The following is a 24,857-nucleotide window of genomic DNA, read 5'->3' as shown; positions in this document are numbered from 1 at the left end:
CGAAGGGCAACGGACAACTGTTTTTAGCCTGAGTAGCGACAAGAATATTAATCGACAGCCTGTGTACTGTGCTAACGTGGATGTATGACCGACACTTCAGGGGGACTTGAGCTACTGGTCGTTACCAGAGACCAGGTATTTGGCAGCGAAGTCACAGAGGCAATCGAGGAGGCAGGCCGGACTGTCACAACAAGACAGACCGACACGGTATCGACATGGACAGCAGATGAGATTGCAAGTCTTGACGGTGTCGTTGTTGACGCTACGATAGCAGAGCCAGTAACTGTTGTCGAGCAACTGACCAATAGATGGAACCTCCCGGTTGTCATCTTGAGCGATTCAACAGTGGGCGACGAAACAGTTCACCACACAATCGAGGCAGGTGCAATCGATGTCTTTCCGCGGGCGACAGCGGTCACGCAGTACGAACTGGTGTATGAGCGGCTCGCTAGTAAAGCTGACAGATCACCGGCTGGCAGGATGCTCGATGAGCAACCTGCCCGTGCGGTTTTCCAGAACGTCTCGGATGGACTGGTTATTCATGACCCAGAAACTGGTAAAATCCTCGAAGTAAACAAACGGTACTGCGAGCTGACTGGGTACGACCGTGAGGAACTGCTCAACGACACAATCCAACAAATCATCCCTGACAACCCAGCGTACACGTACGACGACGCTATGACGCGCATCAAGCAAGCCCGCAAAGAGGGGACCCAACTGTTCGAATTCAAGGGGAGACGACAAAACGGGGACACATTTGTCGGTGAAGTCCATCTTCGAACAATCGAGATTCGGGGGCGTGAGCATGTTCTCGCGAGTGTCAGAGACATCTCCGAGCGAAAACGTCGAAAACGCGAGTACGAGCAGATTTTCAACAGCGTTGAGGATGCAATCGTTGTCTGGGACCCAGAGACGCTTAACCCGCTTGACGCCAACGAGGCCTATCTTGAGTTATTTGGGTACGAGAGCCAGAGCGAGCTTCGTGAGGAAGGTGTTGCGGGCCTCAGCGTCACCGAGGAGGGGTATACTGAGCAACGGGGACGAGAGATTCACCAGCGGGTTGTCGAGAGTGGCCAGCCCGAGATCGTCGAGTGGAAAGGTGAGACCAGCAGTGGAGACCACCTCTGGCTTGAGGTCAAAGTAACGCCGGCCAGCATTGGTGGGGAGCAACGCACTGTCTCTATCCAGCGCGACATTACAGAGCGCAAGCGCCGTGAAAAGGCAATTCAGGCCTTACAGGATGCCACCGAACGGCTCCAGTCAGCTCAGACTCCCAATGCAGTCGCTACGATTGCTGTCGAGGCGGCCAGCGACGCGCTTGACCTACCACTTGCACTCTGTTGGTTCCACGACGCTGATAGCGACCGGCTCAAGCCTGCTGCAGCGACTGAACCAGTTCACGAGGCCGGATTGGTTTCGCCGATTTCAGCGGGGCGCTACGAGTACGAGGTGTTCAGAGAGGGGACTGTCGTCGAGTACACGCCCAGCAAGCACGGCGTGGATAATCCGCTTGAGACCGGTGTGTTGTTGCCCCTCGCTGACCACGGTCTCGTCGTCGCTGGAACACACTGCGAAAACAAAGCTGATCGTGTTGTTCTCGATATCGCGAAGGCACTGACGGACCACGTCACGACAGCTCTTGACCGAGTCGAACGGGAGAAAGCCGTCCGTGATAGCGAGCGGCGGTTCCGTCTGATTGCCGAACGCATGGATGAGGTAATCTCGCTTGCTGAGCCTGATTTCTCGGAGATTCTGTACGTCAATCCCGCTTACGAAGAAATCTGGGGTCAGCCAGTCGAGATGCTGTACAGCGATTCGAGAGTCTTTCTTGATGCAGTCGACGACCGTGACCGAGCCAGATTCGAGGCTGACTTTGACGAGATGCTCCGTGAGATACAGGAGGGCGATCACGACGAGAGCTACGACTTCGAGTTTCGGCTCCGACAGCCAAACGGCGAAATGCGATGGGTCAACGCGACCGGATACTCCGTCGAATTCCCGGGCGATACGCGGCGATTTGTTGGTATCGTTGACGATATCACCGAACGCAAACGCCGCGAACAGCGTCTTCAAGTGTTTAACAGAATCTTACGTCACAACTTACGAAACCAGATTGATGTCATCAGAACTCATGCTGAAATCCTAGACGAGCAGTCGACAGACGACCACGCCGAGCGAATCATCGATGCCGTCGACGGACTGGCAACAATGGGTGCTCGTGCCCGGAAAACTGACCGAATTATGTCTACAGAGGAGACTGTCGGTGAAACCGACCTTGTTGGAGTGATTGACACTCTCGTCCAGTCGAAGGCGACAGAATTGAACGGTATAACGGTAACCACCGAGTTACCAGGCTCGGCGCGACTGACAACCAACGAAAACGCAGTCACGCTCGCCGCCGAGAGTGCACTCGAAAACGCATTTGCCTACGCAGCGTCGTCAGTGACCGTCGCGTTACAGGAGTGCACAGACGGCTACGTTCTCACAATCGATGATGATGGGCCAGGCATCCCGGAAGAAGAACTCATCCCAATTGAAGTTGGCACCGAAACCAACCTCCGACATGGGCGAGGGCTTGGCCTCTGGCAACTCCGGTGGAGTGTCGACAAACTCAACGGTGAACTCTCGTTCGACGTTATGGAAGGAACGACAGTGCACATTACTATTCCCGACAAGCGTACGCGAAACGAGACACCGTGAGAACACGGGTTGTGCCAGCATGGTGTGGTCAGCAGCACGCATTACCACTCGATAATACCGGCTGGTTATATCCTTCGCGCTCGAACAGCCCTTGATGTCTACTATCGAACTTGCACTTGACTGGACGCCAAACACGAACCATTCCGGAATCTACGTTGCCAAGGCCAACGGCTACTACGACGATGTCGAACTGGATGTGAGGATTCGTTCCCCAGCTACGGACAGTTACGACGAAACACCGGCGAAGCGAGTCGCAACGGGTGACTCGACGATCGCTATTGCTCCCTCAGAAAGTGCAATCAGCTACCACACGCATCCTGACTACGACTCTCTGACAGCAATCGCTGCTGTCTGCCAACAGGACACCAGTGCAATTGTCGCCCTTGGGGACAGCGATATTAACCGCCCAGCGGACCTCGACGGCAAGTCGTATGCATCCTACGACGCGCGCTTCGAGGACCACATCGTCGAACAGTTGGTTCGAAACGACGGTGGAGACGGGACTCTCGACATCACGACCCCACCGAAACTAGGTATCTGGAACACACTTGTCGAGGGCGAAGCCGATGCGACCTGGGTGTTCATGCCCTGGGAAGGTGTAATGGCCAAACGAGACGGAATCGAACTGACACCATTTTATCTTGACGAGTACGGGGTGCCATACGGATACACGCCGCTCATGCTTGCCCGCGAAGACACAATCACGAAACGAGCCGATGCGCTCGAACGCTTCCTCGATGCGACGGGTCGTGGCTACGAGTTTGCAACAGACAATCCTGCCGATGCCGCCCGGATTCTCGGGGAGACAGCTACTGGTCCGGACTCGCTCGATGATGAAGCGTTCCTTGTAGAGAGTCAAAACCACCTCACGGGTAACTACCTCACCGACGACGGGATGTGGGGCCGGATGAACAGCGAGCGCTGGGAGCAGTTCGTTGAATGGCTTGCTGACGAGGAGATTTTGACGACCGTCGACGGTGACCATATCCACGCCAGCGAAATCGACGTGTCGACACTCTACACGAACGAGTTGCTTCCGTAAGGAGACAAAACCAGCAGTGGCTGCTTGCATCACGACGAAACTGATTGACGTTCTCGGCTACTGAGCCAGAGACGGTCAGTCCCCTCGACTGCTCGACTTGTGGCAGCCCCACGACCGACAAGCATCGTTTTGTGCTCGCTGTGGGCAGGTTCTTGACCCCGAGACTGCCGTCAAAATCGAGGACGCCGATAAGCGCCAGCGGTTAATGGCCTGTGGTAACATTCCATAAAAGCTATACTACTTCCTAGTCAGCATCCAATATGGAGCTCGTACTGGTCTTCGTCTTGCTCGTTTTCGGCCTCCCTGCTGCGGTCTGGCCGTACAAGATCGCACGGTTCAACGAGCGACTTGACGGTATTGGGAGCCGTCGATCGTGGTCTGAAATTGAACCTGCGGACTGGCGAATCGCTCTCACTCGAGTAATTGGGATTGGAATGACGGGCATCGGTGCTATCGGTATCTTTATCATGATATCTGGGTGAGGACAATCGATAAATATCGTTTCCAAACTGAGCGAGTTTGTCACTCATCGAGCACTCCTCCTGTGCTCGCTGAATCCGTCTGACCGTCTCGATATCCCCACCCGTGTCCGGGGAGTGTTCCTTGATTCGTGCTATTATGATGTCGTTCTGGGGTATCTATAGGTTGCGTGCCCGTCGTCGGCGACACTTGTACGCCGGGTCTCCCGCTCGCGACTAGCCGCAGTACAACCAGTTGGCTCCACCTAAAACCGAATACTCTGGACTCTCGGGGTGTGATGGACTTAGATTAAGAACGTTAAGCCAGGGGCCGGATTCGAACCGGCGGGGGTTCCGCTCTGCAGGCGGATGCGTTGGGCCGGACTCTGCCACCCTGGCGCAATTCAACGTTTTTTGTTGGATTGCTTAAGCCCATCGGAGTCACTTGCTGGGCCGGTCGCTAGATAGGTGCTACCGAGAACAGAACGGACAACATTTAATGCCTGACCGACTATCAGCGGGTAATGACGCGCATCGACGTTATTGACAATCACGGGCAGTTCACGCACCTCGAACAGCGTGCACTCCGCGATATGGGTGTCGACGTCGACATCGTGGACAACGAAACGCCGCCGGAAAATATCGACGCCGACGGACTCGTCCTCTCTGGCGGACCAGATATCGACCGTATCGGCAACTGTCCCGACTACCTCGACCTCGACATCCCCGTATTCGGCATCTGTCTTGGCATGCAGATAATTGCGACAGAACTCAACGGCGACGTTGGTTCCGGCGACTACGGTGGGTACGCCGACGTGACTGTTGAAGTGACCGACGATACAGACCCGCTTGTCGGCTCGCTTGCCCCTGATACCCGTGTCTGGGCTAGCCATGCTGATGAAGTCAAAGATGTCCCTGAAGGATTCGAGCGGACCGCCAAAAGCGACGTGTGCGGTGTCGAAGCGATGAGTAACACTGCCCGTGACCTCTATGGTGTCCAGTGGCATCCCGAAGTTGCCCACACTGAGCGCGGCGAGGAAGTGTTCGAGAACTTCCTCACACTCTGCGAGTAGCGGCCTTTTGTTCCGTTTACTGCAGCTTTTTGCATCGCGTTGCCAATATTTTTTAGATGGACGTCATTGAGAACTCACTTGAACCGTCCCTCGCTGACTTCCTCGACCGCCCACTGTTTTGCTTTCTCGGACAGATTTCCTCCGACGGAGCACCACGTCTCTCGCCGTTGTGGTATCTCTGGGAGGACAACCGTCTCTGGATTATCGCTGACACCGTTGGGAAATCCTACGCAAGTCGAGTCAAACAACACCCTGAGACTGCCGTTGCAATTGTTGACTTCGACGTACACACTGGCCGAGTCGAACACGTCGGCATGCGTGGCCGTGCTGTTCTCTCGCCACTGAACATGGACCGGGTATCTCGTCTTCTTCGACGGTATCTCGGTGAGAACACCGACACGTGGGACGACCGATTTGCCAACCTTGATGCAGAGCGCTGGTCATTTATCGAGTTCTCACCAGAGACAGTAGTGGCTCGTGACCAGTCATTCTCTCCGAGCTTTGACTGCCGGTGACTGGTCACACCACAGAAACACAACTAGCTCTTATATTAGAGCGCGGTGTACAGTTCTCGGTATGACGATGTACAACCGTAGCACAGCAGGCCGCGCACGGGTCGTCGGAGAGTGGAGCGATGCCGTTTCGTGGATTTCCTATCCCGACGAGGATGGCAAGCGGGCAAGCCACGCCATCCGAACCGACGAGGGTGTCTGGATACTGGACCCTCTTGACGCACCAAACGTCGACGACCTCGTTGCTGACCTTGGTGATGTCGCTGGCGTTGCCGTCCTCTCGTGTTATCACGCCCGGGACGCTGACACCGTTGCCCGCCGCCACGACGTTCCAGTTCACGTTCCCGAGTGGATGGGTCGCATTGCGGAACGTCTCGACACGCCAGTTAAGCGCTACACGCTCGCTCCTGGTGGCTCTGAGACCGGGTTTCACACTTTTTTGTGTCGCCCGTTCCCTGGGTGGCAGGAGGTGTTTCTTTATCACGACCCTACTGAGACTCTTGTCATCCCTGACTCTCTTGGTACCTGTGACCAAAATCGGATTCGTGACGAACGGCTTGGGCTGGTAACGCTGTGTCGACTTCGCCCGCCGAAACAACTCCGTGGACTGAACCCCAACCGTATACTGGTCGGACATGGAGAACCAATCGACAAAGACGCAGCCACGGCACTCGACACCGCCCTCGATGCAGGACCACTGTCGTTCCCGAAAGCGTTCGTTGAACACGGTCCTGAGAGTATCCGGAGCATGCTTGAGGCGCTACGCTAAGCTGGAGATGCCGTTGTGATTCTCTGACTGTTAGCCAGCATCGACTGGCACGTGTTTCACAATTAGCGATGCTTTCTAGCCGTTTTTATGAATTGCTTCCGTATGCCGACACAGCATGGGTAGCCGAGAACTGTACCTCGGGCTGTGGGTACGAATGACGGTAGCCGTTCTGCTTAGCGTCTGTGGACTCCTCGTGTTACTTGCTGCTGAGTTCGTGCTTGCGGCTGGTGTCTCGTTTTTTGCTCTTGTGCTTGCGCCCCTGCTTGGGGGATTACTGCTCTTTGGGGCAGGGTTTCTTCTGGTCTTCTTTGGACTCCAGTGGCTGATAGCCGTCCGCCGTGGAGCTGTGGAGTGGTCGGACCTGCGTGTTTCACCCAACGACGAAGCTTCCGGCGACCAGTGTTCCACGGATGAGGGGATTTCCACAGACGAGTTGCCTTCGGCTCAAAAGATAAAACGCACAACTGCCATACTCGTCGGTACAGGTGTCGGCGTGTTGCTCACACACAGCGTCATCCTTGGGGCCTTTGAGGTCTCACCGGTTCTGTTCGCTGTCGGTTCCGGGGCTGTTATTGTCGTCGGATTCACCGGATGGTTGGTCTACGACGAGTTGTCCTCGACGAGCAGTATCCGCACTGATCTTGAATCGGAGTACGATATTGTTTCGGACCCGGAGCGAGAACACGACGTTCAGCGCCGCGTGCGCCGCCTCGCACGACAGGCAGATAGTCCGGCACCAGCTGTTGAAGTTGGGGCGTCAACGCTCCCAAAGGCGGCCAGCGTCGGGTACCGTCCGTCGAATTCGGTTATTCTTGTCTCCCGTGGGCTGGTTGACTCCCTTGATAGCGACGAACTTGATGCGGTGCTTGCACATGAACTGGCACATCTCCTCAACCGAGATGCGGCAGTGCTGACGGCACTCTCGTTTCCACGGGCCAAAATAGCACAAATTGCTGATCTACTGTTCGAACCTTCGGCGTCCTCAGATGCAGACGTGATTATCTTTCCGCTACTTATTGTGTCGACGCCCGTTTACATCGTGAACCGACTTGTTGTCCCTACAGTTACGCGATACCGTGAGTACGTCGCAGATTACGTGGCAGGTGAACTAATCGGCTCCCACTCGGCGATGGCGAGCGCACTGGCGACACTCGACCAAGAGTATGCGGTCCACTATCGACGAGACCTCCGGATGCAGTGGTCTTCGACAGCGTTCGGAATCGTTCCGCCGCCCTGGGAGGAACGAAAAGTGCTCGACGGTGCCATTCGGTTTTTCTACCGCCGTCTGCTCGGGACTCACCCGCCGACCGAGTCACGCATTGAGCGCCTTCGTCTGTGCGAAGAGTAAGCGGCTATTCTCGTCCAAATCGCACGCATTGCTCACTGTCTACCGATTAGTTAACCGAAAAGAAACTCGCGGCTCCAGCGACACACAAAGCGGCCGCTACAAGAGTAGTCCGTGAAGAAACGCCGAGGATGAGATTTGAACTCATGAGTCCTTGCGGAGACCTGCTCTCGAAGCAGGCGCCTTGGCCGGGCTAGGCTACCTCGGCTTACCTGATTATATCTGGTCGCTTTTGAAAGTGGTTTCGATTCCATATACGACCATTCGTTGACAGCACCTCTCTAATTTCTGACTGCCTTTATACTCATTCTTGCTCTCTCGGTTCTACTCTGTCTGCTTTGACGGGACTCTCTGGAGCCACCCTGGCCCTAACCGCTGCAGTTTCGGAGGGGTTAGTAGAGAACTGGCTTGACTCTCGATGTCTTCTATACCGAGGGAAACTATTATTACTTAGTTTTACAACCTAGTTCTTATGGCGAAAACACAACTTCAGCACGCACGTGAGGGAACAATAACGCCAGAGATAGAGCGCGTGGCCGAGCGCGAGAACGTCGACCCTGAGTTGGTCCGCGAGCACGTTGCCCAAGGACAGGCGGTTATTCCGGCGAACCGCCACCATGACGCTCTCGATGCGATGATAATTGGGAGCGAGTTTTCGACAAAGGTCAACGCGAACATCGGTGCAAGCGAGACAACAAGTGACCTCGAAGAGGAGGTAGAGAAACTCCATACAGCGGTTCATTACGGAGCAGATACGGTAATGGACCTCTCTACTGGTGGCGGCGACCTCGATCGGATTCGGCAAGCCAATATCGACCACTCGCCGGTTCCCGTCGGAACTGTCCCGCTCTACGAGGCCCGGAGACAAGTCGACGATGTTGCCGACCTGAGCCACGAACTTCTCCTTGATGTCATCGAGAAGCAGGCAAAGCAGGGCGTCGACTACATGACTATCCACGCAGGTATCCTGATGGAACATCTCCCCAAAACCGATGGGCGCAAGACCGGCATCGTCTCGCGTGGTGGCTCAATTATGGCACAGTGGATGGAAGAGCGAGGGATGCAGAACCCACTCTACACAAAGTACGAGGAAATCTGTGATATCTTCGCCGAGCACGATGTGACATTTAGCCTCGGCGACAGCCTCCGTCCGGGAAGTATCGCCGACGCCGGTGACGAGGCGCAGTACGCCGAACTCGACACGCTCGGGGAACTGACTCGCGTCGCGTGGGACTACGGCGTCCAAGTGATGGTTGAGGGTCCAGGTCATGTTCCGATGGACATGGTCGCCGAACAGGTCGAACGACAACAGGAAGTCTGTGACGGTGCCCCATTCTATGTGCTCGGCCCGCTCGTCACGGATATCGCACCGGGCTACGATCACATCACGTCTGCTATTGGTGCCGCCATAGCCGGACAGGCCGGCGCGGCGATGCTTTGTTATGTGACGCCTAAAGAACACCTCGGCCTTCCCGAGCGCGAGGACGTGCGCGACGGACTGGCAGCTTACCGTATTGCCGCTCACGCTGCTGATGTTGGTCAGGGACATCCCGGTGCTCGTGACTGGGATGATGCGCTCTCCGAGGCTCGCTATAACTTCGACTGGCGACGACAGTTTGACCTCGCGCTTGATCCCGAGCGAGCCAAAGAGTATCACGACCAGACACTACCCGGTGACAACTACAAGGATGCACGATTCTGCTCGATGTGTGGCGTCGAGTTTTGCTCGATGCGCATCGATCAAGACGCCCGAGACGCGGGTGATATGGACGAACTCGATGACGAAACCAATCTCGAAGCCTCACCGGCCTCGGAGGTAAACCTGCCGCCCGTGGGAACACACGAAGAGGCTGACGTGCCAGACCAGTCCGATTACGTCGACCTCGGCACACACGTCCACTCCGACGACGACTGACCAGCCCGTTGTGGACCATCAGAACACAACCCCCGGGAACATAAGCCAGTTCGCGCCAATCCCCTGATAATGCGGACCCGAACGCTGACGTACACTCTCTTTCAGACGAGTCGGCCCTCTCAGCTGCTCCTCATTGCTGGTGTCTACCTGTTCGGTGGCGTAATTGCGGTCGCAAACGCTGCTCGATTTGCCGAACAGACGTTTGCTCTCGGTGCTGTGCCGCTTTTGTTCCTCTCGGCGAGTGTTCACTACGCAAACGAGTTTGCCGACGTTGAGACCGACACGCTGACCGACAGAACTCCGTTTTCGGGTGGCAGTGGCGCGCTCCCAGAGCTGGGTTTTGACAGAACAATTCCGCTGTATGCCGGTGCGTTTACGTTCGTGATAGGCGCAGTCATGACGATTCTGCTCTGGTTCAGTGACGTGCTCTCTACACCAGCGGTGGCACTCCTTGCTGGTGGGACGGTCGTGGGCTGGCAGTATTCGGTCCGTCCGCTAAAACTCGCGTGGCGGGGTCTTGGCGAAGTGACAAACGCAGCTCTCGGTGGCCTGATACTACCCGTGTATGGTGCTGCGGTGCTTGAGGGGCCACTTTTGACAGCCGCGTTGGCATCTGTCCCATTCTTTTTAATCGTCCTACTGAACCTTTTTGCGACGCAGTGGCCCGACCGAGACGCCGACGAGGCTGTCGGTAAACGAACGCTTGCCGTCAGGTGGTCTCCGGCAACCCTTCGGGTTGCCTACGTGACTATCGCGCTTAGTGCGGGCCTCTCACTTGTGGTGTTACATTCGGTCGTAATTCCAACGCCGGTCGTGCTCGCGAGCCTGCCGACCGCGCCACTTGTCGGGTGGGGTGCGTGGGGATACACCCGTCGACATGTGCCGTGGCCAACGGTGAGTGCGATGACTGCACTTGTGACGCTCCAGCTACTGGGGTGGCTCTGGACAGTTCAAGCGTGATTTGCTCAGTCTGTGGCTGCCGTTTCTAGGTCGTCGTCCTCGGCGAAGTTGTTTGGTGTAAGCGACCAACTCCAGTCGTCGTAGACGATATCCGGCATCGCGTCGGATGGTATCTGGTCGAACCGGCGCAGGAACAAGGTACGGCCGCCTGTGACCCTGAAGTCGCCACGGAACCAACGCATAATGACCGGCACAAGCACCTGTTCGCTTGCAGGATTGTATTTGACGGTCTGGTCGAGATAGCTTTGCGTGGCGAGGTCAAGCTGCGTTTCGATGTCGTCTCGACTGTATGCGACGATTGGTGGACAGCTTTCGGCCCCACAGTTGAGCGCGAAGTGGACACGCGGGTCACGCTCGCTGATTTCGTGTTTTTCGGCGAACGCATCCCGAAATGGGCTGCGGATGTAGCCCAGCGCGAGCTTGCTGTAGGAGCGTCGGAGAATACCATGCTCGATATCGTCGAGGCTCAGCGTCTCGCCCGCGATAGTCAGGGCTGGCAACGAGAAGAACTTCCCGCGTGATTCGTACATATCGCGGTCGGTTTCGAGCAACTGCTGTGTCGCGCCGTTGTAGAGGTTACACCAGAACGCGATGCGTGCGCCATTAGAGTCGAGACGAGCCGCGAGATCGTCGCTATCGTAGGCTGCAAGTCGCTCTTCGAGTCTGCCGGTCGGATCATCGTATCGAATCGCTCGCAGGAACTGCTCGGAGACAGCGACAGGGTCCTCAGTCACGGCTGTTCATTACACTGCCAGTTACATGAGCGTTTCCCGCTCTGTTGGACACGGACACACTCACCCGCTTATTCGAACCGGTGGTCTACTTCACTGGTTGCGGACTGAATCACTGACTGCTGGGCGCGGTACATCGCTCGGACTGCCTCGTCGGTATACTCGACCTCAATAGTACTGCTCGGGAGGACTGTCGCTAACCCGCCTAACACAGCGCTGATATCAATTGTTGTCAGCATCTCGAAGGCGTCTCGATTCTGGCGCAGCGGGTCGGCAAACGCGAAATGCTCGCTCACCAGCCTTTCGGCTTCCTTGCGATTCAATGCTGACCGAGCGGCTGCCCAGAACTCCGATTTGGGTGAGGCGAGCAACGGCTCGACTGCATTCCCGAGTCCGCGGTGGTGGTCGAGGAGTTGCGTCATGACTCGCTCCCGACGCTCTTGAGAGATATCAGTCCGAATTGATTCGGCGACACCGCCCGTCGAGAGAATCTTCGACCGGTTGTCGTCGATAGTTTCGCCTGCTTCCACACAGTCGAGGACGACGTGGAACTGGGAGAGTGTCTGTCGGCGGTACGCATTGAGTTCTGGCTGTACGACTCGCTTGTGGAGTGTCTCCGAGTTCTTCAACAGTCTGTCAACGGCTGCGCCGGTCGCTCCGCGAGAACCATTTTGAACTGCACGGGCCACGCTGAACTCCGCTACTGTTGTCTCGATTGCATCCGTGATGAAGTGCTCAAACCCCTCAACAACTGCCTCACGTGTCACATCACTGCTTTGGACTGGTTGTACTTGGCATTTACCCGGTCGTGTCACTCCTCGATTGCTTCGAACAGAACTACTGATTGACCCTTGCCCTAATAAATCAGTCTTCTATTGTGGGTCTCTCAAAGCTGTCCGTGAGGACACTCGTCTGGCGAATCAGGAACCAGCGATTCAAAGAATTACAGCCACCAGTCTGACTAACTGAAAACAGCAGACGTCTTTCTGGAGGGAATTAGCGTAGTCAGGTCTGACAGCGGTCATCTCCTGTGCTGAAGGCATTGCCGCCCAACGCAGCTTTTTCAGTCTGAGCACCCAATATACAGACGTGACTCTCGCATCAGCATTCGAGTTGCCAAACGTCGGTGCCGGCCCGGACCCGCTCTCGCTTACGGAACTCGCCGAAACTAACGAGTTCGTCCTGCTGTTACTTCAGCGGGACTTTCACTGCGGTAACTGTCGTAAACAAGTGCAGGTGTTCGGTGACTGGTACGACGAGTTCCGTGACCGCAACACAGAAATTGTCTCTATTGTTCCCGAGCCACGCGACCGCATCCAGTCTTGGCAGGCAGAGTATGACCTTCCTTACCCACTTTGTGCTGACCCGGAGGCAACTGTTGGCGGCGACTACGACCAACCAGTTCGGTTCGGCCCCCTTGGGAAGTTCAGCGACCTGCTTGGCAGGATGCCCAAAGCAGTGCTGCTTGACTGTCGGGGTGACGAGCCAGACATCGTCTACACCCATGAGGGATCCTCAACGTGGGACCGCCCAGAACTACAGGAGGTCTTCGACGCAATCGACGAACAGCGCTAGCTTACTCTGTCTCGGCGGAGTCAGGTGTTCCGTACCCGCCACCGCCCGGCGTTTCAACGGTGACTTTTGTTCCGGCGGTGACTTCTCTTGTTACTTTCGAGGGAACTGTCTCGTCATCGATAATATTGGTCCCTCGTTTTCCATCGGTACCCCCAAGACTCCCATTTGGTGTGTGTTGCCGGCGCTCGCTCAGCAGCGAGACTGTGGCATCCTCTTGTAGAGTCACCGTCCGGACAATGCCGTCACCGCCTTCATACTGGCCGTCGCCGCCACTGTCTCGGCGGACAGCATACCGCTCAACGTGTAGCGGATAGGTGGCTTCGAGTGCTTCAATCGGCGTGTTACGCGTGTTTGTCATCCCAACCTGTACGGCTGACAGACCGTCACTGTCCGGGTTTGCTCCTGTACCGCCGCCGATTGTCTCGTAGTAGGTAAATGTCGACGAGCCGATGATGAGGTTGTTCATCGTTCCCTGACCCTGTGCCGGAACCCGTTCTGGCGCGGCTTTGGCAAGCGCGCTGGCGGTCACGTCGGCAATGCGCTGGCTTGTCTCAACGTTTCCCCCAACAACCGCTGCTGGCGGCTCCGGATTCACCAGACATCCCGTTGGAGCACGAACGGTTACTGGCTCATAACAGCCGTGGTTTGGCGGTATCTCGGGGTCGGTCACAGTCCGGACGACAAAATAGATAGCACTTTTTGCCACTGCCAGCGGCGCGTTGATATTGCCCGCAACCTGCACAGCGGTTCCTGTGAAATCTACCTCAATTGCGGACCCGTCGACGGTAACTGTCACGCTGATTGGGATATCCTCATCGGTGACACCGTCGCCTTCCATCACGCCACTGGCGTCGTACGTACCATCGGGAATGTCAGCGAGTTCAGCTTTGAGACGTTTTCGAGAGTAATCGATGACTGCATCGAAAGCGTCGAGCAGCTTGTCGCCGTGGTCTGTCAGTAACGCCGCGACTCGTTGTCGGCCACGTTTGTTAGCGCCGAACTGTGCCCGTAAGTCTGCTCGTCGCTCCGTCGGGTTGCGGACGTTCGCAAGCACCAGTGATTCGACCGCATCGTCGATGGTACCTTTGGCTTCGAACCGAACTGGCGGGATACGAAGACCCTCCTGCTGGATGTCACGCGCACCAGCTGGCATACTCCCGGGAGCCATTCCACCGACATCGGCGTGATGTGCACGCGAGACGACGTACCCCACTATCACATCGTTGGGTGCAACAGTCGAAACGAGCGTGATATCAGGTAAGTGGGTTCCGCCACGGAACGGGTCGTTGAGGATGTACGTCTCGCCCGGCTGAGGGTCTTGCTTGCGGACAGTTTCAACTGCGCCGGGCATTGCCCCGAGGTGGACGGGAATATGTTCGGCCTGTGCGACCATCCGGCCTGCCGCGTCGAATAATGCCGTCGAGCAGTCGCGACGCTCCGTGATGTTGGGTGAAGAGGCACCCCGTACCAGCACCTCACCCATCTCCTCGGCAACGTTTTTGAGTTGATTGCGAACTATCTCTAACTCGACTGCATCGAGTTCCGACACTGTCATGTCGGCGGTGTTATCCTCACCAGTCATCGGTTTCCACCCAACTGTGTTCCATGCATATGTAATGTCCCAGCATCGTCGACGGTCGCTGTCCACCCTGGTGGTAACACAACGGTACTCTCACCACCCTCGAACAGCGCTGGGCCGTCAACTGCTGTTTCGGGTGCGAGTGTCATCCGGTCGTACACTGGCGTCTCGCGGAACTCTCCATCAAAAAACGCCTCGCGGCTCCCAACCGGCATATCTTCTTTGCCATTATGTGCAAGCTCCGGAGCCGGGTTTGAGACTGAGCCTGTAACACGGAGGGTAACCAGTTCGACGTGCTTTTCGTCTAGTCGGTACCCACGAACTCGCTCATGGGCGTCATGGAATCGTGCTTCAACTGCATCTCTGTCGAATGTCCCAGAGATGTCGATGGTCAGCTCGTAGCTCTGGCCTGCATAGCGCAGGTCTGCTTGCCGTGTGATTGACAGCCCATCAGTAGTGCTTGTGGTGCCGACCGCCTCTTCTAGGTCCGTGTAACGCTCCTCGATAGCAGCATTGTCGAGGTCTGCCAGCGTGCCACGGAACGTTCGAGAGCTGTCGTGACGTTCATCTGCCGCCAGCAACCCGAGTGCCGAAAGGACGCCACTGGCACGCGGGACCCGGACGCTCTCGATACCGAGGTCGGCAGCGAGCGTGGCAGCGTGCATCGGACCCGCACCCCCAAATGCAACCAGTCCAAACTCTCGGGGGTCGTCACCCCGCTCAACTGTCGCCGTTCGGATTGTCCGTGCCATCGTCGCGTTTGCGACGCGATGGACACCTCGTGCGGCTGCTACTGCATCGGTGAGGTCTGCCTCGGTTGCAAGGTCCGATACAACATCGTGAGCGACCGATTTGTCGAGTGTGAGTCCTTCGCCAAGCTCCGTGTCCGCGCCAAGATACCCCAGCACGAGGTTCGCGTCGGTAACCGTTGGTTTATCGCCACCGTGGCCATAACATGCAGGCCCAGGTTTTGCCCCCGCCGACTTTGGGCCAACACGTAAAGCACCGCCGTCGTCGACCCATGCAATCGACCCGCCGCCTGCCCCAACTGTCTCGATGTCGACCATCGGAACGTGGACCGGATACCCAGCGATTGTCGCCTCGCTTGTTCGTTCGATATCGCCGTCACAAACGAGCCCCACGTCACTCGACGTACCGCCCATATCGAACGTGATGATTCCATCGTGCCCGGACTCGAACAGTGACGCCCCGACGACGCCTGCTGCAGGACCGGACAGAACTGTCGTCACCGCATGTTCGGTGAGCGTGTCACTATCGGTGATTCCGCCGTTTGACTGCATGACCGCTGGCGGGTCAAGATGACGGTCGGCTGCGCGCTCGGTGAGGTGGTCGAGATATGCCGCGATTGTCGGCGTGACGTAAGCATCGACGACAGTCGTCGACGTACGCTCGTACTCTCGGAACTCTGTGAGCGTCTCGTGGGAGGCAACCACTGGAATATCGAGTTCCTCGCGGAGTACATCTGCGGCTACTTTTTCGTTTTCGGGTGTCGCGTAGGCGTGTAGGAAAGAAATTGCCACACTCTCTGGCTCATTGAGGCTCGCCGCGATATCACGTACATCGTCAGGGTCGACCGGAGTCTCGATGCCGTCTGGTGTTGCCCGCTCGTCGAGTTCGTATCGTCGCTCTGCTGGGACAAGTGGCTCGGGTCGTTTGACTGAGTGGTCGTACAGGGCAGGTCTGTCTTGTCGCCCGATTTCGAGCACGTCACGAAAGCCTGCTGTCGTGACCAGGGCCGTCTTCGCACCGGTGTCTTCGAGCATCGCGTTCGTCGCCACGGTCATCGCATGCCTGAACTGCTTGATGTTTGCTGGCTCGACACCAGCCTGTTTGCAGGCAACGTCAATGCCGTGGACGACACCAACACTCTGGTCGTCGGTTGTCGGGACTTTCGCTGTTGTAACTGTCCCCTCAGCGACGAGGACAACATCAGTAAACGTGCCGCCGACATCTACACCGACTTGGCTCGGCGTACTCATACTACTCGCAGGTCTGGGACAAATATAAAGATACTTGTCGACCTGTTTTATCCCAACGTCACTCTCATACGGCTTGCCACCGACAAACGGACATGGACGATTCAACCACGGATGCAGACAAAGAGAGTTACGCCCGGACGCTACGCGAGAAACGTGCAGAGAAAAACGAGTTTTTCGCCACGCACCGCCAGTCGCCTATCCCTCCAGAGCACCGCGACACATTCGACAGTCTCGACTATTTTGACCCTGATATGGAGTATCGTGCCGAGGCCGACGTAACACGATTTTCGGAGCCCGAGACAGTCGAACTCGACACTTCTGACGGTCGGTCGGTTCGATATAGCCGACTATTTGAGTTTTCGTTTGAACTACGTGGGCAGACACAGACACTCGCAGGTTACCGTCAGCAGCCCGAGGACGCAATTTTCGTGCCGTTTCGTGACAAAACGACCGGTCAGCAGACGTACACAGATGGTCGCTACATCGAACTCGAAACCGAACAGGACCTTACTGACGGCGACAGCATCGAGATTGATTTCAATCTTGCGTACTCGCCGTTTTGTGCTTACAGCGAGACATTTGCCTGTCCGTTACCGCCCGAAGAGAACTGGCTAGATATCATTGTCCCAGCCGGCGAGAAATCTCCACCGTTGTGATCAACTGCTGACTCTGTTTGGCTCCGATACTGGTGTGTCAGACCTGCAAGACGCCCCAGCCGACAAGCACCAGCCCGATAACTACGAATAGATAATCCGGAGCGGTAAACGCCAGCTGTGGCAGGGTCGGGTTCCATGAGAAACACCGTGCGCGGAGTGCGAGCGCCAACCGCTCCCCCCGTGAGAACGCCTGCTCGATAGTGAGAAGCGAGAGTCGCCGCACTCGCTCGCGGGTCGACAGTACATCCCCGCCCCGGGCACGGAGTGCCAGTCTCGCCCGCCGAACGTCACGGAGAAGGACCGGGAAAAAGCGGAACACGAGGCCGACACCAACGCCGAGTAACTGCCCGGCTTTCCCGGGAACGTGTCGCTGGATGGCAGCCCGTGTCTCTCGTACTGGTGTTGTCTTGACGTACGCCGCCGAGATAAACAACACAAGGACCACCTGATAGCCTGCCAGGATGGAGGGCGGTGCCTGTTCCAAAGCAATCCACGGCGAGCCAAACTTCAGACTCGCAAACAGCGGTGCAAGACCCAAAAGCAACAGAACAAACCGGTACGTCCAGAGCACACGGAACACCGAGAGTCGAGCGAGTGTAAGCGCCACAATCGCCAGCAAGGTTAGCGTGACGAGGGCTGCTGGCTCGGTTGTCGTGACAGCCGCAAACGCAAAGCCAAACTGCACGAGAAGCTTTGACCGCGGGTCGAGCTGGTGTAACAGCGTTGTCCCATATTCGTACGTTATCATGAGGGTTGACTGTTGAGACGGTCGACAACCCGGACGTCGATTCCTGACAACTCTCCGGCAACGTCTCGGGGTGGGCCGTCGACTACAATTTCCCCGTTGTGCAACCCGAGCAGACGGTCAGCCCGATTGTGGAGGTCACGGATATCGTGAGTGACGACGAGTATTCCGGTGCCGTCAGCGTGGAGTGTGTCGAGCTGGTCAAGCACTGACTCTCGTGCGGGCTGGTCGAGGCCGGTGAAAGGCTCGTCGAGGACGAGATAGGATGGCTCCATGGCCAGCGCGCCCGCAATTGCGACGCGGGCCTGCTCGCCACCAGACAGTTCGTCAATGCGGTCCGTCTGGCGACTATCGAGATTGACCGCGTTGAGCGCTGACTCCACACGGCGGTCGACCTCGTTGCGGTCGAATCCAAGATTTTCCGGCCCGAATGCAACGTCAGCGCCGATTGTCGCGGCAACGAACTGGTCGCGAGGCTGCTGAAAGACCATCCCGATGTTTGCCCGAGCAGCGATTGGGTTGTCCGTGACGCTGGTGCCGTCAATCTCTACAACTCCTTTCTCTGGTTCGAGCAAGGCATTGAGATGACGGACGAACGTTGTCTTCCCGCTGCCGTTTGCGCCGACAATCAGGACGAACTGTCCGTCGTCGATACTCACGGAGACATCGTCAACCGCAGTCACATCCCCGTACGTTGCGGTCAAGTTCTCGATGTGAATCATCGGTTACTCGACAAAGGAGATGCGTGCGAGGTGGCCACCGGTGACAAGCGAGATAACAGCGACTGCCTTGAGCAAGTCTCCCGGGACAAAAACGACGCCACCCTCGATGAGGCCACTAACGAGTGATTGGTCGGTCGAGGCAGCGAGCCAGACCGAGCCGATGGCGTAAATAACCGTGAGACCGACCAGCATCCCAATCACCTGCAGCGGTATTGAGACTGTATCGAGTGGCCGCGGCTTAACTCGTCGGTGAACAAGACCACCGATAACGGCGGCTGCAATCGGGAAGCTGACGATGTAGCCACCAGTGGGACCGGTGATAACTCCAAGGCCGGCACCAAAGTTCGCAAACACTGGCGCGCCTGCTGTCCCAACAAGCGCGTACAACAGAAGCGCCAGCCCACCCCAGACCGGCCCAAGCAACAGCCCTCCCAGATACACCCCGACGGTCTGTAAGGTAACCGGTACCGGCGAGAACGGGTACGGAAACGCAACCTGTGCGAACGCCCCAGTCAACGTAGCGACGATGACTGCCATCGCAAAGTACTCTACTATGTTGTCCCCCACGAGTTTGACGGACTCGTACTGTCCTGCCATACCGCTCTCTGTGCTGTCAACTGTGATAACTTCTACGGTTTACAGCGTTCAAGTCCACACTGCCGGACGGAACAGTCGTTCTGTCAGGAGGGCTGGTCCGGCAGGAACGCCATCGTCTCGTCGATAATCCGCTCGTAGTCGCCCCGGAACGAGTGGTTCTCTCCGGATAGCTCGACGAGTTCACCATTAGGCAACCCATCTACAAGGCTCGCCGCGTTCTCGACGGACACGACCTCGTCTTCGTCACCCTGTAGAATCCGTACCGGGATATCAATGTCTGCCAGTTCTTCTTCAGTCAGCGACGGTTTCTCCTCGTAGTCACCGGCCATGATTGCTGGCGCCCAGAGCACGAGCCGGTCGACGGTTTCGGGCAGGTGTTCGAGTACAACCCTGCCACCGAAGCTCTTTGCGACGACTGTAACCGTCGAACAGCCCTGAGACTGGAGAAAATCGACGCTGGCATCGATTTCACGGCTAAAATCTTCTTCTGTCTTCTCTTCGAGGACCTCCGGAAACGGCCACGTCTCGAACCGAGCGACGTGGTGGCCATCTTTCGCCGCCGTTCTGGCGAATCTGAGAAAGATATCGCCAAAGGGGCCGTGTCCCGACCCCGGAACCATCAGGACTCCGTGTTCTGACGACCTGTCAGGGACGTTGAGCCGGCCCGGGAAGTTCTTGTCACCAACCTCAAGTGTCACGTCTCTTGGACACATACAACTACCCGATATGACTGAACTCGTGATAAAATCTATGGAAAACGTAATTTACTTCTTGGTTATGTTTTTGGAGGGTAAACATTCAAATCTACCGGGCTCTCGCCGTATCGTTGACGCTGACGGTACGGTGGCGTAGCTACGGACGACAAAAACGGTAGAAAATAAGAATATCGTCGAGCTTATCTGGCAGCCGCCGCGACGCGCTCGTTTTCTTCTTTCTGTGAGACTGCATAGGTGTCGACGTCGTTGTCTGCTGCACCCATAAGCTGGCGTGCAAGGGCATCAGCTGCGTCAGTCTCCGTCTTGAAGGAGTCACCGTGGACGCCTTCGGCGATGAATTTCAGTGCCTGGTCGACGCGGCGCTGGGGTGCAACGTCGACGGCCTTGGGCACAGAGATACCACCGTATTTCAGGCGGACAGTCTCCTCACGCGGTGCCGAGTGTTCGACCGCACGAACGAGCACCTGCACAGGGTTCTCGTCGGTCCGGTCATGGATAATCTCGAAGGCATCCTGCGTGATGCTAATTGTCAGTTGTTTTTTGCCAGTATTCTCGTCAGTTTGCATCAATCGGTTGATGAGGCGCTCGACGACAGAAATTTGGCTTTTCTTGAACTGTTTGTCAGCGTGACGGCCCATCGTGTGAGCGATTGGTGTGACTGTGATGTATCGCTCTGTCGAGGCATCGCTAAATTCGATTTCGTCGGTTCCCCACTCACCGAACAGCAGTGCACTCGACTCTTCGGCGTCAGCCGGGGCATCGGTGTCTTGTTGTTCCGTGGACATAATTATCGGACAGGTTTCTCCGCGTTTCCACGAACCAATTCAATTAGTGACACGCCGTTTACTTTCTCGACTTTGTAGCGGACGCCACCGATGTCACCCATTGCACCACCCTTTGCGCCACCGATACCGGCGATGGTGACTTCGTCGTGCTCGTCGATGAACGAAATTGCGCCGTCACCGGGACAGAAGGCGGTAACCTGCTTCCCGTTTTTGATAAGCTGAACACCAACACATTTCCGGATTGCAGAGTTGGGCTGTTTCGCTTCGATACCGATCTTTTCAAGGACGATGCCACGTGCCTGCGGTGCGCCTTCGAGAGGGTCCGCCTTTTCGCGGAGACCCCGCTCCCGTCGCGCATAATCTGAGTCAGACCACCGGTTTTTCTGGCGGTCTTTCTTCAGCTTGCGCGCGGCGTACTTGCCGTTTGCCATAGTGCGATACGATACTTGGTGAAGCTACTTAACACTCTCCTTTTCGCCCGCCAGAAAGCAGCCGTGTCAGCATAACACACGGATTAGTAACAATCTCTGCCGGAATTTCTTTGGGGCGGTATGTTCTTGTTTGTTGGGGCGGTACCGAAGGTATGTCACACTGTCCAGAGTGTGGAACAGCGACGGCCGGGATGACCGGCAACTGTTCTAACTGTGGGACCGCACTTCCAGACGCTGAGGAGCAGGTATCCCGACCACCTCGGGACTGGACGGACCCCGTTGCTGGGTTCATCGCCGGCCTCGTCACCCTTGGTTTCGGACTTCTTGCCACGTTCCTCTTCTCGGATGTCCGCGGGAGCCGCGACCGTGTTATGGCGGTTCGCGATGCCGAGGGCATCGCTGGTGCGGTGGCGTCAGACGTCATTCCTGACTGGTATTATTTTCTGAGCTGGGAGTTCTTCGAAAACCATCAGGTCCCCGTCTCAGCGGCTGTTGGCGATCTCTTTGGTGCTGCAAGCTGGACGAGTGAGTACGTCGAAACGTTACTACCAACAGCGTCGAACCTCCAATTTCTTCTGCCAGCTTTGCTCGTGGTGGCCGGAGCTTTTGTGACTGCACGCCGTGTTTCGAGGAGTCCCGGGAGTGCGGCAACTGCTGGTATGACTGTTGCTCTTGGTTACTTTCCAGGCGTCGCCGCCATCGCGTCCATCGCCACGTTTGAGATTACTGTTTTCGGTGAGGCCCTGCTCCTTGAAGTCGGGCCGGCGTTTGGACGGGCCGTCATTCTTGCAGGTGCGATCTATCCGCTTTTCTTTGGTGGGGCTGGCGGCCTGCTTGTGTTTTTTGGACGAGCACTGTATGCGGATGACCAGTAGCTCACGACGAGACAGCACTGGAATAGCAGCAGTCAGCAAAACCGATGACCGCAACGAGGCGTCAAAACAGGATGTGAATCATGAGCCACACACAAATACCGAGCGCAAACGAGACGAGCCAGAGGGTTGCCGCCACGCGGCCGATGCGGGCATGTCCCGTTCCCGGCAGCTCGGATAGTGAGTGTGTCGTCGCTAAAAGGAGGGCGTAGTAGACCAGTGGCACAGCGATAATTGCGAACAGAATGTGTATCGCCAGCATCGGCAGATAGATGAACTGGTAGACGATATCAGGTCCCCCAAACTCGGTTGGACCGGTCAGAGAGATACGGTAGAGGTACAACAGTAAAAAGAGCGCGAACAGGGCCGCGCTAGCAAGCATAGACTGTCGGTGTGTCTTGATATCGCGGCGTCGAATGGCCCGGACTCCTCGGAGAATTGTCCCGATAGCGGTCGCACTGATGACCACGTTAATGTGTGGAATCATCTCAACTAATGGATCGAGCCGCGGCAACAGCCCATCCGGGACGTAACCGCCCACAGCACCAAAGACGAGCGCGAGCGAGAGAGCGGACAGGACAGCCGCTAGCCCACGCACGTGCTCGCGAGCGTACGATTGCATATCGGGGTGTTCGGCTCGACTCTTCTATCAGTTGCGCATTGCGGTGCTGGCGCGAGGGCTCTTACCGCCGTGGGATGTCTTCCGGTTTCGAATCCGTGCTCCATGTACAGTTTCTGTTGCGTCGTCGATGATAACGACATCCCCTGGTGTGGTTGGCATCCGTTCACCGAACTCACCCTGCAAATAGGTTGGCTTGGCCGATTCGAGTGCTGCGAGGTCAGACTGTGCGGTGAGACGATGGGAAATGAGTATATCTGACTGTGAAATCCCAACTGCTGGAATCGCGCTCGGACGCTGGGTTGCAGTGACAAGGCTCACACCCGGGGCACGGCCACGGGTGAGAAGTAACTGTAATGTTTCGTTTGCAACACCTCCAAAGAAGGCGTGTGCTTCATCAACGAGTAGCCAAGGAAGACGGTCGATAGTATTTGAGAGACGAGCCCGGTACAACGCGTTGCCAACGCCACGGCAGATTGCATTCATCGGTGCGTCATCGTGGCCCGATACGTCGACCACGGTTACCTTGCCAGTTGAAAGGGTATCGGCATTCAGTCCGTCACTGTCGAAGACATCCCACGAGTCAGCCAGTGACAGATGGTTGTGTGCACTACGAACGTCTCGGTCGGCTGCGGTCGCCTCGCGGACGTTCGCTTTCATCCCTTCGACCGTTGTAGATTCCTGTGCAGCCTTCCAGACCAATCCACCAGCACCACTTTCGGGAGAAAGCCCGAGCAGCGAGCACCACGACTTCGGGTCGAGTACGTCTGGCATAACAGTGGGGTTCTGGATAACTTCTGCGGGAACTGACTCGCTTTTGACCTGGTCGGTAAGTGTATCGAATACTCCCATCGGATCGATCAGTATCGGTGCAACACCCCCTGTACACGCAAGCTCCTCGGCGATGACCCCTAGCGTGTACGACTTGCCGTACCCGCGCTTCCCGACGACGAGAATCGCGTGGGGGGTATCGACGTCAAGACGAAGACTCGCACCGTCGCTCCCATCAAGAGCTCTGTAGCTGCCGAGTCGTCCTGTCGGTCCGCTCTCGTCTCTATTTGTCTCTCGTCCAATAACGAACGCCATGCTGGCGCTGGTCGCCCGTTGATAGATAAATATCCGGTCGCTCTGGCTCTGACGGTCGTCCCGATGTTTAGGTATGATGGCAAAGCCACCTTGTCTGGATGATCCGGTATGTGCTTGCGGTCCTGTTGACGACAGCATTGCTTGGTATCGGGCTCATTGCAGTTCAAGAGGTTGCTGTGGTCCGCACTGAAACACAAGTCGAGGGTGCAATCACCGATATCGAGCGTGCTGCGGTATCACTGCTGGCCTATGACGATCCTGTTTCGGGTGACATCCCGCCGCCACGCCGTGTTCTCGACATTGAGATTCCGCCTGGCGGATTTACTACCGAAGATATCGAGACCCTCCGATTTGAACCGGTTACTGAGTCCAACTGGACTGCCGTTCGATACAAGATAGATGGACGACCGACTAATACAGTATTCCTCGATGTCCCGCTCGTGAACGCGGCAGACGACACAGCGACGCTCGACATAAGCGGGAGCTCCTCTCTGACTCTTGTTCTCGAACTCGTCTCCGATAGTGGGCATAAACCTGTTGTCCAGGTGAGGATTGGCTTGCAGGACGAACCGTGATTCTGGATGGCGTGTCTACAGAGCGTTGTCAAGTTCGTGACGGTTGGTAATCCGCGTGGCTTCTGCTGTGTACTGCGCCTATACCGCTTCATTGCCGACCATTCACAGATTATTTGCGTTTCGGTGGTAACAGAACATCGACAGCCGCTGTGCTCTCACGTGGGTTGTGGGTAAACGACGCGACTGTGCGCATATTTCCACAATACTGCTCGCTATCTATTGCCGCGTACATGAGGATAATCAAGTTTTGTTGGTTGTCCGAGTAGGTCCACTCAACAAGCTATACTTGGATACTGTTGGCCTTTGTTGTGCCTTCTATTTGCCTGTCACAGGCAAATGGTCCGTGGCGGCCAGCATAGTCAGCGATACTTACATTTATGTACCAACATGGGAC

Annotated in this window: 25 protein-coding genes, 2 tRNA genes and 1 pseudogene; 13 read left to right on the top strand and 15 right to left on the bottom strand. The window is 56.5% G+C overall.

Annotated elements, in window-relative coordinates; all coding sequences use genetic code 11:
• Positions 1 to 84: 84 nt before the first annotated feature.
• From N5098_RS11940 to N5098_RS11930, 3 genes are all read left to right on the top strand, one after another.
• On the top strand, positions 85 to 2,700 hold the full coding sequence (locus tag N5098_RS11940) for a PAS domain S-box protein (RefSeq protein ID WP_267638099.1): 2,616 nt from the start codon (positions 85 to 87) through the stop codon (positions 2,698 to 2,700).
• A 94-nt stretch (positions 2,701 to 2,794) separates the two neighbouring features.
• Positions 2,795 to 3,742: an ABC transporter substrate-binding protein gene (locus tag N5098_RS11935; protein WP_267638098.1), complete on the top strand. Its 948-nt coding sequence runs from the start codon at positions 2,795 to 2,797 to the stop codon at positions 3,740 to 3,742.
• Between the two features lie 260 nt (positions 3,743 to 4,002).
• Positions 4,003 to 4,224, top strand: a complete 222-nt coding sequence (locus tag N5098_RS11930; protein WP_267638097.1) for a DUF6199 family natural product biosynthesis protein — start codon at positions 4,003 to 4,005, stop codon at positions 4,222 to 4,224.
• Positions 4,225 to 4,522: 298 nt separating this feature from the next.
• On the opposite strand, the gene N5098_RS11925 is transcribed toward N5098_RS11930, so the two are convergent.
• A tRNA-Cys gene (locus N5098_RS11925) sits at positions 4,523 to 4,599 on the bottom strand.
• A 125-nt stretch (positions 4,600 to 4,724) separates the two neighbouring features.
• Between N5098_RS11925 and N5098_RS11920 the strand changes: the two genes are divergently transcribed.
• The 4 genes from N5098_RS11920 to N5098_RS11905 all read left to right on the top strand — a co-directional run bounded on the left by N5098_RS11920 (position 4,725) and on the right by N5098_RS11905 (position 7,902).
• Positions 4,725 to 5,273: a GMP synthase subunit A gene (locus N5098_RS11920; protein WP_267638096.1), complete on the top strand. Its 549-nt coding sequence runs from the start codon at positions 4,725 to 4,727 to the stop codon at positions 5,271 to 5,273.
• A 56-nt stretch (positions 5,274 to 5,329) separates the two neighbouring features.
• Complete coding sequence (locus N5098_RS11915) at positions 5,330 to 5,788, top strand: pyridoxamine 5'-phosphate oxidase family protein (RefSeq protein ID WP_267638095.1); 459 nt, start codon at positions 5,330 to 5,332, stop codon at positions 5,786 to 5,788.
• A 61-nt stretch (positions 5,789 to 5,849) separates the two neighbouring features.
• Positions 5,850 to 6,554: a hypothetical protein gene (locus N5098_RS11910; protein WP_267638094.1), complete on the top strand. Its 705-nt coding sequence runs from the start codon at positions 5,850 to 5,852 to the stop codon at positions 6,552 to 6,554.
• A gap of 115 nt (positions 6,555 to 6,669) precedes the next feature.
• Positions 6,670 to 7,902, top strand: coding sequence for a M48 family metallopeptidase (locus N5098_RS11905; protein ID WP_267638093.1), 1,233 nt, complete (start codon positions 6,670 to 6,672; stop codon positions 7,900 to 7,902).
• Positions 7,903 to 8,022: 120 nt separating this feature from the next.
• On the opposite strand, the gene N5098_RS11900 is transcribed toward N5098_RS11905, so the two are convergent.
• Positions 8,023 to 8,107: transfer RNA gene (locus tag N5098_RS11900), tRNA-Ser, on the bottom strand.
• 264 nt (positions 8,108 to 8,371) lie between these two features.
• On the opposite strand from N5098_RS11900, the gene thiC reads away from it, so the two are divergent.
• Together thiC and N5098_RS11890 are read left to right on the top strand one after the other, a co-directional pair.
• Entirely contained in the window at positions 8,372 to 9,814 is a 1,443-nt protein-coding gene (thiC, locus tag N5098_RS11895) for a phosphomethylpyrimidine synthase ThiC (RefSeq protein ID WP_267638092.1), read from the top strand.
• A 69-nt stretch (positions 9,815 to 9,883) separates the two neighbouring features.
• On the top strand, positions 9,884 to 10,774 hold the full coding sequence (locus N5098_RS11890; RefSeq protein ID WP_267638091.1) for a prenyltransferase: 891 nt from the start codon (positions 9,884 to 9,886) through the stop codon (positions 10,772 to 10,774).
• Positions 10,775 to 10,779: 5 nt separating this feature from the next.
• On the opposite strand, the gene N5098_RS11885 is transcribed toward N5098_RS11890, so the two are convergent.
• Complete coding sequence (locus tag N5098_RS11885; protein WP_267638089.1) at positions 10,780 to 11,508, bottom strand: DUF547 domain-containing protein; 729 nt, start codon at positions 11,506 to 11,508, stop codon at positions 10,780 to 10,782.
• Positions 11,509 to 11,576: 68 nt separating this feature from the next.
• Positions 11,577 to 12,272, bottom strand: coding sequence for a hypothetical protein (locus N5098_RS11880; RefSeq protein WP_267638088.1), 696 nt, complete (start codon positions 12,270 to 12,272; stop codon positions 11,577 to 11,579).
• A 322-nt stretch (positions 12,273 to 12,594) separates the two neighbouring features.
• On the opposite strand from N5098_RS11880, the gene N5098_RS11875 reads away from it, so the two are divergent.
• Positions 12,595 to 13,080: a peroxiredoxin family protein gene (locus N5098_RS11875; protein WP_267638087.1), complete on the top strand. Its 486-nt coding sequence runs from the start codon at positions 12,595 to 12,597 to the stop codon at positions 13,078 to 13,080.
• A gap of 1 nt (position 13,081) precedes the next feature.
• On the opposite strand, the gene N5098_RS11870 is transcribed toward N5098_RS11875, so the two are convergent.
• Both N5098_RS11870 and N5098_RS11865 read right to left on the bottom strand, forming a co-directional pair.
• Entirely contained in the window at positions 13,082 to 14,662 is a 1,581-nt protein-coding gene (locus N5098_RS11870; protein ID WP_267638086.1) for a hydantoinase B/oxoprolinase family protein, read from the bottom strand.
• A complete protein-coding gene (locus N5098_RS11865) occupies positions 14,659 to 16,659 on the bottom strand; it encodes a hydantoinase/oxoprolinase family protein (RefSeq protein ID WP_267638085.1) in 2,001 nt (666 codons plus the stop codon). Before N5098_RS11865 ends, N5098_RS11870 begins: the two co-directional genes overlap by 4 nt.
• Before the next feature lie 92 nt (positions 16,660 to 16,751).
• On the opposite strand from N5098_RS11865, the gene N5098_RS11860 reads away from it, so the two are divergent.
• On the top strand, positions 16,752 to 17,315 hold the full coding sequence (locus tag N5098_RS11860; RefSeq protein WP_267638084.1) for a DUF1684 domain-containing protein: 564 nt from the start codon (positions 16,752 to 16,754) through the stop codon (positions 17,313 to 17,315).
• Positions 17,316 to 17,352: 37 nt separating this feature from the next.
• Here the strand turns inward: N5098_RS11860 and N5098_RS11855 are convergent, their stop codons facing one another.
• The 6 genes from N5098_RS11855 to N5098_RS11830 form a co-directional block, all read right to left on the bottom strand.
• Positions 17,353 to 18,063 carry an energy-coupling factor transporter transmembrane component T family protein gene (locus N5098_RS11855; RefSeq protein ID WP_267638083.1) on the bottom strand — a complete coding sequence of 237 codons (711 nt, stop codon included), beginning with the start codon at positions 18,061 to 18,063 and terminating at the stop codon, positions 17,353 to 17,355.
• On the bottom strand, positions 18,060 to 18,782 hold the full coding sequence (locus N5098_RS11850; protein WP_267638081.1) for an energy-coupling factor ABC transporter ATP-binding protein: 723 nt from the start codon (positions 18,780 to 18,782) through the stop codon (positions 18,060 to 18,062). Before N5098_RS11850 ends, N5098_RS11855 begins: the two co-directional genes overlap by 4 nt.
• A gap of 3 nt (positions 18,783 to 18,785) precedes the next feature.
• Positions 18,786 to 19,379: a biotin transporter BioY gene (locus N5098_RS11845; protein ID WP_267638080.1), complete on the bottom strand. Its 594-nt coding sequence runs from the start codon at positions 19,377 to 19,379 to the stop codon at positions 18,786 to 18,788.
• 83 nt (positions 19,380 to 19,462) lie between these two features.
• Positions 19,463 to 20,092, bottom strand: coding sequence for an alpha/beta hydrolase (locus N5098_RS11840; RefSeq protein ID WP_267638079.1), 630 nt, complete (start codon positions 20,090 to 20,092; stop codon positions 19,463 to 19,465).
• 182 nt (positions 20,093 to 20,274) lie between these two features.
• Positions 20,275 to 20,880, bottom strand: a complete 606-nt coding sequence (locus tag N5098_RS11835) for a 30S ribosomal protein S7 (protein ID WP_267638078.1) — start codon at positions 20,878 to 20,880, stop codon at positions 20,275 to 20,277.
• A gap of 2 nt (positions 20,881 to 20,882) precedes the next feature.
• The gene (locus N5098_RS11830; RefSeq protein ID WP_267638077.1) at positions 20,883 to 21,311 is read right to left on the bottom strand and encodes a 30S ribosomal protein S12; all 429 of its coding nucleotides are present in this window, start codon (positions 21,309 to 21,311) and stop codon (positions 20,883 to 20,885) included.
• Between the two features lie 152 nt (positions 21,312 to 21,463).
• On the opposite strand from N5098_RS11830, the gene N5098_RS11825 reads away from it, so the two are divergent.
• The gene (locus N5098_RS11825) at positions 21,464 to 22,186 is read left to right on the top strand and encodes a DUF7978 family protein (RefSeq protein WP_267638075.1); all 723 of its coding nucleotides are present in this window, start codon (positions 21,464 to 21,466) and stop codon (positions 22,184 to 22,186) included.
• A 61-nt stretch (positions 22,187 to 22,247) separates the two neighbouring features.
• Here the strand turns inward: N5098_RS11825 and N5098_RS11820 are convergent, their stop codons facing one another.
• Positions 22,248 to 22,805, bottom strand: coding sequence for a DUF420 domain-containing protein (locus N5098_RS11820; protein WP_267638074.1), 558 nt, complete (start codon positions 22,803 to 22,805; stop codon positions 22,248 to 22,250).
• A gap of 27 nt (positions 22,806 to 22,832) precedes the next feature.
• Positions 22,833 to 23,888 (bottom strand): ATP-binding protein, encoded by a 1,056-nt coding sequence (locus N5098_RS11815; RefSeq protein WP_267638073.1) that lies wholly within the window; start codon positions 23,886 to 23,888, stop codon positions 22,833 to 22,835.
• Positions 23,889 to 23,986: 98 nt separating this feature from the next.
• Here N5098_RS11815 and N5098_RS11810 point away from each other — a divergent pair, with 98 nt between their 5' ends.
• Complete coding sequence (locus N5098_RS11810) at positions 23,987 to 24,463, top strand: DUF7311 family protein (RefSeq protein ID WP_267638072.1); 477 nt, start codon at positions 23,987 to 23,989, stop codon at positions 24,461 to 24,463.
• 109 nt (positions 24,464 to 24,572) lie between these two features.
• On the opposite strand, the pseudogene N5098_RS17805 reads toward N5098_RS11810, so the two are convergent.
• Positions 24,573 to 24,731, bottom strand: a pseudogene (locus tag N5098_RS17805) (DUF7967 family protein); the annotation flags it as partial.
• Positions 24,732 to 24,857 lie beyond the last annotated feature (126 nt).

It is taken from the genome of Halovenus rubra (assembly GCF_026586665.1).
GTDB lineage: Archaea > Halobacteriota > Halobacteria > Halobacteriales > Haloarculaceae > Halovenus > Halovenus rubra.
Note: the sequence above shows the minus strand (reverse complement) of the source record. Positions and strands in the feature narration are given on the sequence as shown.